At 45.2% G+C, this 6,845-nt stretch carries 9 protein-coding genes and 1 tRNA gene; 3 read left to right on the forward strand and 7 right to left on the reverse strand.

Translation table 11 applies throughout. The features are described from left to right. Positions 1 to 112 precede the first annotated feature (112 nt). The 5 genes from fusA to HUT38_04260 form a co-directional block, all read right to left on the reverse strand. Positions 113 to 2,212: an elongation factor G gene (fusA, locus tag HUT38_04240; GenBank protein NUQ57662.1), complete on the reverse strand. Its 2,100-nt coding sequence runs from the start codon at positions 2,210 to 2,212 to the stop codon at positions 113 to 115. Between the two features lie 210 nt (positions 2,213 to 2,422). Continuing rightward, complete coding sequence (rpsG, locus tag HUT38_04245; GenBank protein ID NUQ57663.1) at positions 2,423 to 2,893, reverse strand: 30S ribosomal protein S7; 471 nt, start codon at positions 2,891 to 2,893, stop codon at positions 2,423 to 2,425. Positions 2,894 to 3,046: 153 nt separating this feature from the next. After that, entirely contained in the window at positions 3,047 to 3,457 is a 411-nt protein-coding gene (gene rpsL / locus HUT38_04250) for a 30S ribosomal protein S12 (protein ID NUQ57664.1), read from the reverse strand. 49 nt (positions 3,458 to 3,506) lie between these two features. Further along, complete coding sequence (locus HUT38_04255; GenBank protein NUQ57665.1) at positions 3,507 to 4,049, reverse strand: site-2 protease family protein; 543 nt, start codon at positions 4,047 to 4,049, stop codon at positions 3,507 to 3,509. Between the two features lie 134 nt (positions 4,050 to 4,183). Further along, complete coding sequence (locus tag HUT38_04260) at positions 4,184 to 4,456, reverse strand: GIY-YIG nuclease family protein (protein NUQ57666.1); 273 nt, start codon at positions 4,454 to 4,456, stop codon at positions 4,184 to 4,186. Positions 4,457 to 4,528: 72 nt separating this feature from the next. Between HUT38_04260 and HUT38_04265 the strand changes: the two genes are divergently transcribed. The 3 genes from HUT38_04265 (at position 4,529) to HUT38_04275 (ending at position 5,904) form a co-directional block, all read left to right on the forward strand. Beyond that, positions 4,529 to 4,714 carry a hypothetical protein gene (locus HUT38_04265; GenBank protein NUQ57667.1) on the forward strand — a complete coding sequence of 62 codons (186 nt, stop codon included), beginning with the start codon at positions 4,529 to 4,531 and terminating at the stop codon, positions 4,712 to 4,714. 93 nt (positions 4,715 to 4,807) lie between these two features. Further along, complete coding sequence (locus HUT38_04270; GenBank protein NUQ57668.1) at positions 4,808 to 5,833, forward strand: hypothetical protein; 1,026 nt, start codon at positions 4,808 to 4,810, stop codon at positions 5,831 to 5,833. Continuing rightward, positions 5,819 to 5,904 (forward strand) — tRNA-Ser (locus HUT38_04275). Before HUT38_04270 ends, HUT38_04275 begins: the two co-directional genes overlap by 15 nt. A gap of 42 nt (positions 5,905 to 5,946) precedes the next feature. Here the strand turns inward: HUT38_04275 and HUT38_04280 are convergent. Both HUT38_04280 and HUT38_04285 read right to left on the reverse strand, forming a co-directional pair. Beyond that, positions 5,947 to 6,165, reverse strand: a complete 219-nt coding sequence (locus HUT38_04280) for a hypothetical protein (GenBank protein NUQ57669.1) — start codon at positions 6,163 to 6,165, stop codon at positions 5,947 to 5,949. Between the two features lie 21 nt (positions 6,166 to 6,186). After that, the gene (locus HUT38_04285) at positions 6,187 to 6,753 is read right to left on the reverse strand and encodes an arginine decarboxylase, pyruvoyl-dependent (GenBank protein NUQ57670.1); all 567 of its coding nucleotides are present in this window, start codon (positions 6,751 to 6,753) and stop codon (positions 6,187 to 6,189) included. Positions 6,754 to 6,845: the final 92 nt, after the last annotated feature.

The following is a 6,845-nucleotide window of genomic DNA, read 5'->3' on the forward strand; positions in this document are numbered from 1 at the left end:
TTTTCCACTTCTTCGTCCAGTTCCAAGTCGTCTTCAAGAGCCTTTTCGGACAAAAGTTCGTCGCTCTCAATTTCTTCTTGAGTTTCAGTTTTAGGAGTTTCTCTTTCCATGTCTATTTTTTTCCTTCTATTATAAGCTGTTCTACGTTTTTGGGCGCGACGGCGTAGTGGTCAAATTCCATGGTGGAATTGCCCCGGCCTTCCGTCATAGAGCGCAGGGTCGTCACATAGCCGAACATTTCCGAAAGCGGAACTTTGGCGTTTATAACCCGCAAACCGCCCCGCTCGCCCATATTTTCTATCTGACCTCTCTTAGAATTGAGATTGCCTGTCACGTCGCCTAAAAATTTCTCCGGCACCATGACTTCCACCTTCATTACCGGTTCAAGAATAACCGGCCGGGCGCGCTTGACCGCGTCCTGCAAGGCCATCGAGCCGGCGATTTTGAAGGCCGCTTCCGAAGAGTCCACCTCATGATACGAGCCGTCGTAAAGCTCCACCGACATATCCACCAGCGGGAAACCGGCCACCACTCCTTTCTCCATCGCCTCTTTGATGCCTTTCTCAATCGGAGTAATAAATTCCTGGGGTACGGCGCCGCCTTTGATGGAGTTGATGAATTCAAAACCCTTGCCCCTTTCCAGCGGGGCAACCCTGATTTTGGCGTGGCCGTATTGGCCGCGTCCGCCGGATTGCCTGATGTATTTGCCTTCCGCCTCCGATTCTCCCGCTATGGTTTCCTTGTAAGCCACCTGCGGCCGGCCGGTGTTGACCTCCACTTTGAATTCCCTTCTCATTCTGTCCACAAGGATGTCCAGGTGCAATTCGCCCATTCCGGAGATAATGGTTTCCATCGTTTCCTGGTCTGATTTTATCCGAAACGTCGGGTCTTCGTCGGAAAGCGCGCGCAAGGCGATGCCCATTCTCTCCTGGTCCTGTTTGGTTTTCGGCTCAACGCGCAAAGAGATGACCGGTTCGGGGAATTTTATGCTTTCCAAGATGACCGGCCTGTCCGGGTCGCAAAGCGTGTTGCCGGTTTTCGTCCCCTTCAACCCGACCAAAGCGGCGATTTCTCCGGCGTGCACTTCTTTTATTTCTTCCCTTGAGTTGGCGTGCATTCTCAAAATACGTCCCACTCTTTCTTTATTGCCGGTGGTGGAGTTAAAGATATATGAGCCGGCCTGCAAAACTCCGGAATAAACGCGGAAGTAAACAAGCTGGCCGACGAACGGGTCGTTTTGCAGCTTGAAGGCCAGCGCCACCAGAGGTTCTTCATCTTTGGCATGAACTATAATTTCGCCGTTGGTTTTGGCGTCAATAGCTTTTACCGGCGGCAAATCGGCAGGCGACGGCAAATATTCCGTCACGGCGTTAAGCACGAACTGGACGCCTTTGTTTTTTAAGGCGGAACCGCAAAAAACAGGGATTATTCTGTAAGAAATGACTGCCCTTCTCAAAGCCTTTTTCAGGTCGTCCGCCGCTATTTCCTCCCCGGCCAGATATTTCTCCATCAACGCGTCTTCGCCTTCCACTATTTTTTCCACCAGTTCGGCGCGGTATTTCTCCACGTCCGCTTTCATATCCTCCGGAATTTCAATTTCTATTATTTGTTCGCCGTGCTCGCCTTCAAATTTATAGGCCTTTCTGTCTAAAAGGTTTATTAGTCCTCTAAACTCGTCTTCCAAACCGACGGGAAGCTGCATTCTGACGGCGTTGGGAGTAAGCCTTTCCAATATTGTTTTGAAGCTGTATTCAAAACTGGCGCCGGTCCGGTCCAGTTTGTTGACGAAGCAAAGTCTTGGCACCTTGTACTTGTCGGCCTGCCTCCAGACTGTTTCCGACTGCGGCTCCACGCCGTTGACTCCGTCAAACACGACAACCGCGCCATCCAGCACGCGCAAAGACCTCTCCACCTCCACGGTGAAGTCAACGTGTCCCGGAGTGTCTATGAGGTTTATCCTGTGCTCGGCGCTTTTGTCGCCTTTTTGGTAAGTGGGCGTCCAGAAACAGGTCGTGGCGGCGGCGGTGATGGTAATGCCTCTTTCCCTTTCCTGCTCCATCCAGTCCATGACGGCCTCGCCTTCGTGCACTTCGCCGATTTTATGGGAAACGCCGGTGTAAAAAAGCACCCTTTCCGAGAAAGTTGTCTTGCCCGCGTCTATGTGGGCGATAATGCCGATGTCTCTTGTTTTTTCTATAGGATAATCACGCATGCCAATTTTACTTGCGAGCGAAGCGAGCAACTGTAAAATTGCGCACCCGCCCAAGTTTTTATTTAAATATAATTCTAATATACTACTGACTTTTTAACGCTTGTAAACCTTTTTTTGTCAATCCGCCTAAAAACTTAGGCGGGTAATGTTTGGCAGCCATATTTTACTTCGTCCCGAACTAGCGGGACTCGTCAAATATGGGCCAAGCCATTACCATGCAAAGTGAGCGAATGCTTTGTTGGCTTCGGCCATCTTATGGGTGTTTTCTTTCTTTTTGGCGGCGTATCCTTCGTTTTTGGAAGCGGCGATGAGCTCGTCGGCCAGCCTGACCGCCATATTTTGACCTTTTTTGCTCCTTGCGCCGTCCAAAATCCACCTCATGGACAAAGCCAGTTTCCTTTCCGGCCGCACCTCGCGGGGCACCTGGTAGTTGGCGCCGCCGATTCTTCTTGATCGGACTTCCAAATCGGGAGAAGAATTTTTGATAGCCGCGTCAAAAACAACCAAAGGATTTTCCGTCTTGGTTTTCTTCTTGATTTCCTCCATCGTGTCGTACATCACCTTTCTGGCCACGGACTTCTTCCCCTCCTTCATAATATAGTTGATAAACTTCTCCACTTTTATGGAGTTGTACGCGACATCCGGGTTTATTTTTCTTTTTGTTGAAACTTTTCTTCGCATATATTAAATGAAATTCGAAATCCGAATATCGAAACTCGAAACAAATTTTAATTTTTTAAATTCCAAATTCTAAACTGTTTTTAATTTTATTATTTAGAATTTAGATATTGTTTCGTGCTTCGTGCTTCGTGTTTCGGATTTCGTGCTTATTTCTTATTTCGGTCTTTTAGCTCCGTATTTGCTTCTCTGTTGTTTCCTGTTTTCCACGCCGGCGGTGTCCAGCATGCCTCTCACTATATGATATCTGACACCGGGCAAGTCTTTAACCCTGCCGCCTCTGATAACCACCACGGAGTGCTCCTGCAAATTATGCCCTTCGCCGGGGATATAGGCCGTCACTTCCATGCCGTTGGTCAATCTCACCCTGGCCACTTTTCGCAAAGCCGAGTTTGGTTTCTTGGGAGTGGTGGTCGTCACCTTCAGGCAGATTCCTCTCTTAAACGGCGAAGCGAACGGAACAGGCCGGTTCCTTAAAGAATTAAAACCGTGAGCAAGAGCCACCGAGCGGCTCTTGGCTTTTATCTTCTTGCGGCCTTTCTTGATTAGTTGATTTATCGTTGCCACGAAAGGTAGATTAGCAGAAAAAAATTTTTCCGCAAGTCCTTATTGGGTTTTACCCCAGCAAGATTCTGTAAATAAAGAACACGACCGGCAGCAAAAGATCGGAGAGAAAGAGCAAAAAGAACAAAAGGATGAAGAAGCCGTACTTCTCCATGAATTCCTGAATATTGTTCAGCCTGTAAGGAAGAAAGGTAAACAAGACCTTGGAGCCGTCCAGCGGCGGAATGGGAATAAGGTTGAAGATTCCAAGAAAAACATTTATCCAGACGACCACGGCGGAGAAATAATACAGCGAAATAAGATAACCCTGCCCGCCCACGGCGATATTGGAAACCGCGCCTAAGGCCGTTTCCGCTTTCGCGGCGGAGTCTATCGGCAAAAAATACGCCACCAAAGCGAAAATCGCCGCCACCAGAAAGTTTGAAGCCGGCCCGGAGGCGGCCACGATGGCCGGACCCCATTTTGGGTTTTTGAGATTGTAAGGATTGTAAGGCACCGGCTTGGCCCAGCCGAACAGCAACGGGGAACGCGCGATAATCAACATTAAGGGAATCACAAACGACCCCATTAAATCAAGGTGTTTGAGCGGATTCATGGAAAGTCTCCCCGCCCTTTTGGCGGTGGAGTCGCCCATGGCGTAGGCGGCAAAGCCGTGCGAAACTTCGTGCACGACCACGGAAAGTATGAGAATAGCGATGCTGAATATAAAATTTACCCCTTGCATCCCGGTTAGTACAAATTCGAATTAATTCGAAGATAATCTTTTAATCTCTTTGCTAAAAATCTACGACCCCCGGTAACTTTAAAATATTTCTCTCTCCTTCTGGCATCGCTTTCACAAACGCACGCTTCATAGTAAATAAGTTTCAGCGGCCTTCTTGGTTTTGTAGAAATATTTTCACCCGAATTATGTTCTTCCAACCTTCTTCTTAGGTTGTTTGTATAACCAATATACATCTTCCCATCCCTTAAACTTCTCAAAGCGTACACATAGAAGAACATATTCGAATTTGTCCTGCCGGGCATAATGACTTGAAAGTTTCAACTGTTTATTATATATTAAAACATATTTTTATGAAACAGTGTCCAACCTGCGGCAAAGGAACGATAATGGCCGACAAGAGAAACCTTTTGCGAGGCAAATACAATCCGACAGGCAAAACCAGGCGCTACCCCAATCTCCAATGGGCGACTTTTCCCGACGGCAACAGGCAAAAAATCTGCGCCAAGTGCATCAAGAAAGGAAAACATTTGAAATAAACAAAAGTTTGTTGTTTTTTTAAAAGCCACCTGGAAAGGGTGGCTTTTTTGTACCTGCTTCCTTGCTTTTGCGATATTTGTTATAATGGAAGTATGTCCGAATCGTTAAATTCAGTGGCCAGCAAAAGGGTTATATTCCCCGAGGGAAAGCAAAAAGAATTTTTATTGGAAATCAAGACTGCCTTAAAAGTTTCTTGGAGCGACTTTTCCTCCATTATCAAAATAAGCCAAAGAACATTAACAGACTGGAAAAATGAAAAGCGTCCAATATCATTGTTGGTTTTAGAAAAAATGTGCGGTCTGGCAAAAATTAAAATTCCCGAAAATATAAAAACAAAAGAACCTTTTTGGTGGACTGTTAAAGCGGGGAAAATAGCAGGCAGAAAAGTATATAAAAAATACGGCATTGTGGGCGGAAACCTCGAAAACAGGAAAGCAAAGTGGAGAGAGTGGTATGAAAAAACAGGGAAAGAGAGTCTGCCGAAAAATTTTCACAGAAAAATTTTTAATACCCCGAATAAAAATGAATCACTGTCAGAGCTTATCGGAATTATCTTAGGCGACGGTGGAATAAACAAAAGACAAGTGACAATCACGCTAAACAAAGAAGATGATAAAGATTATTCTCGTTTTGTGGCTAATTTAATAGAAAAAGTTTTAAAAATAAAACCGAGTGTTTATGAAAGAAAAGACGCATTCGTGATAAATATTGTCGTATCAAGCACGAATTTGGTTGATTTTTTAATTTCAATGGGAATCAAAACCGGCAACAAGGTTAAAAATCAAGTCGATGTTCCTTTATGGATAAAGAAGGATACCGGTTTTAAAAAATGTTGTTTGAGAGGTCTGATGGACACCGACGGCTGTATATTCAACGAGTGCCACCGCATAAACAAAAAAACATATTGCTATCCAAGATTATCGTTTGTAAACCATTCAAAGCCCTTGCTTTTGTTTGCCATGGAAACAACAAAAGAGCTTGGCTTTTCCCCAAAAATACGCAATAATCGTAGTGTAAACCTGGAAAAACGCGAAGATATTGAAAAATATTTCAGCACGGTCGGGACGAGCAACAAAAAGCACCTGGACAGATTTATCAAATTTGGAGGGATCGGATAATTGGTTATTCCACCAGTCTTGAAAACTGGAGCCCCTCACGGGGCTTGTGGGTTCGAGTCCCACTCCCTCCGTTTTGTTCGGAACGAAACGGTCTTAAATTAAGCAGACAAACATTATTCTAGAAAATCTTTTAGTTTTTTGTTAATTTCAAACTCCCCGTATTTACCTTTATCTTTGTTAAATAAAATAATACCAACATCTTTTATGGTTGTTTCAAGATAAGCAGACTGCCTCGTTAAAACACTTAATTCTTTTGAGAGTTCTTTGGTTTTAATGTATAAAACAAAAACCAAAATAAACAGGAATACAATTAAGATTATTAGAAAAGTCATTTGTTTCAATTACCTTATTGCCTAGTGCCCTATCGGCTGTTCTCCTTCCAAAACAAACACGGCGGAAGCGAGCACTGTCGTCCACAAACCGTCTTTGTGCCCCTGGGCCGTCTGAGTGATGTTGGAGGTGGTGATGAATTTACCGCTGGCTTTGTATTGCTTCTCCCTCTCGTCCCAATCTTTGCTCGAATCAAACTCTATGCCCAAAGTAGTGGCCAGCATCGTGGCCGCCAAATCTTCGGCGTAATCGCCCGCCCTTTCTTCCGTGTCGCCGAAAGAATGGTGCTCGCTAAGATAGCCGTATTGATTGCTGTCTTTAGGTATCGCCAAGCCGACGGAAGCGGCGATGAGCCGATTGGGCTCGTTGGTGGCGTTGCGGCTCATAACGCAAAACCGGATTGAACCGGCCTTCATATACTTAACCCCCTCTTCCTTGGATATGCGTTTGCACCCGGGAGGAAAAATACTGGACACGGTGACCAAGTTTTGGGTCTCTATGCCCGCGTCGCGCAGAGCCAACTCAAAGGACTGAAGATAGTCTTTGTGCCTGCCCACGCCTTTAGTAAAAAAAACTTTTTGAGGAACCATCTCTTAAAAAATTTTCCAATTTACAATTTCCAATTTTCAGTTGAAAATTTAAAAATTTATAAATTCACTGAAAATTGATTTTTTGAAAATTG

Source organism: Candidatus Paceibacter sp. (assembly GCA_013360865.1).
Taxonomy (GTDB): Bacteria; Patescibacteriota; Minisyncoccia; order UBA9983; family UBA9983; genus SURF-57.

What these genes read in the sequence shown, in the direction of transcription:
- fusA (NUQ57662.1), bottom strand. Translation starts at nt 2,212, where the DNA reads ATGCGTGATTATCCTATAGAAAAAACAAGAGACATCGGCATTATCGCC.
- rpsG (NUQ57663.1), bottom strand. Translation starts at nt 2,893, where the DNA reads ATGCGAAGAAAAGTTTCAACAAAAAGAAAAATAAACCCGGATGTCGCG.
- HUT38_04255 (NUQ57665.1), bottom strand. Translation starts at nt 4,049, where the DNA reads ATGAATCCGCTCAAACACCTTGATTTAATGGGGTCGTTTGTGATTCCC.
- HUT38_04260 (NUQ57666.1), bottom strand. Translation starts at nt 4,456, where the DNA reads ATGTTCTTCTATGTGTACGCTTTGAGAAGTTTAAGGGATGGGAAGATG.
- HUT38_04265 (NUQ57667.1), top strand. Translation starts at nt 4,529, where the DNA reads ATGAAACAGTGTCCAACCTGCGGCAAAGGAACGATAATGGCCGACAAG.
- HUT38_04270 (NUQ57668.1), top strand. Translation starts at nt 4,808, where the DNA reads ATGTCCGAATCGTTAAATTCAGTGGCCAGCAAAAGGGTTATATTCCCC.
- HUT38_04280 (NUQ57669.1), bottom strand. Translation starts at nt 6,165, where the DNA reads ATGACTTTTCTAATAATCTTAATTGTATTCCTGTTTATTTTGGTTTTT.
- HUT38_04285 (NUQ57670.1), bottom strand. Translation starts at nt 6,753, where the DNA reads ATGGTTCCTCAAAAAGTTTTTTTTACTAAAGGCGTGGGCAGGCACAAA.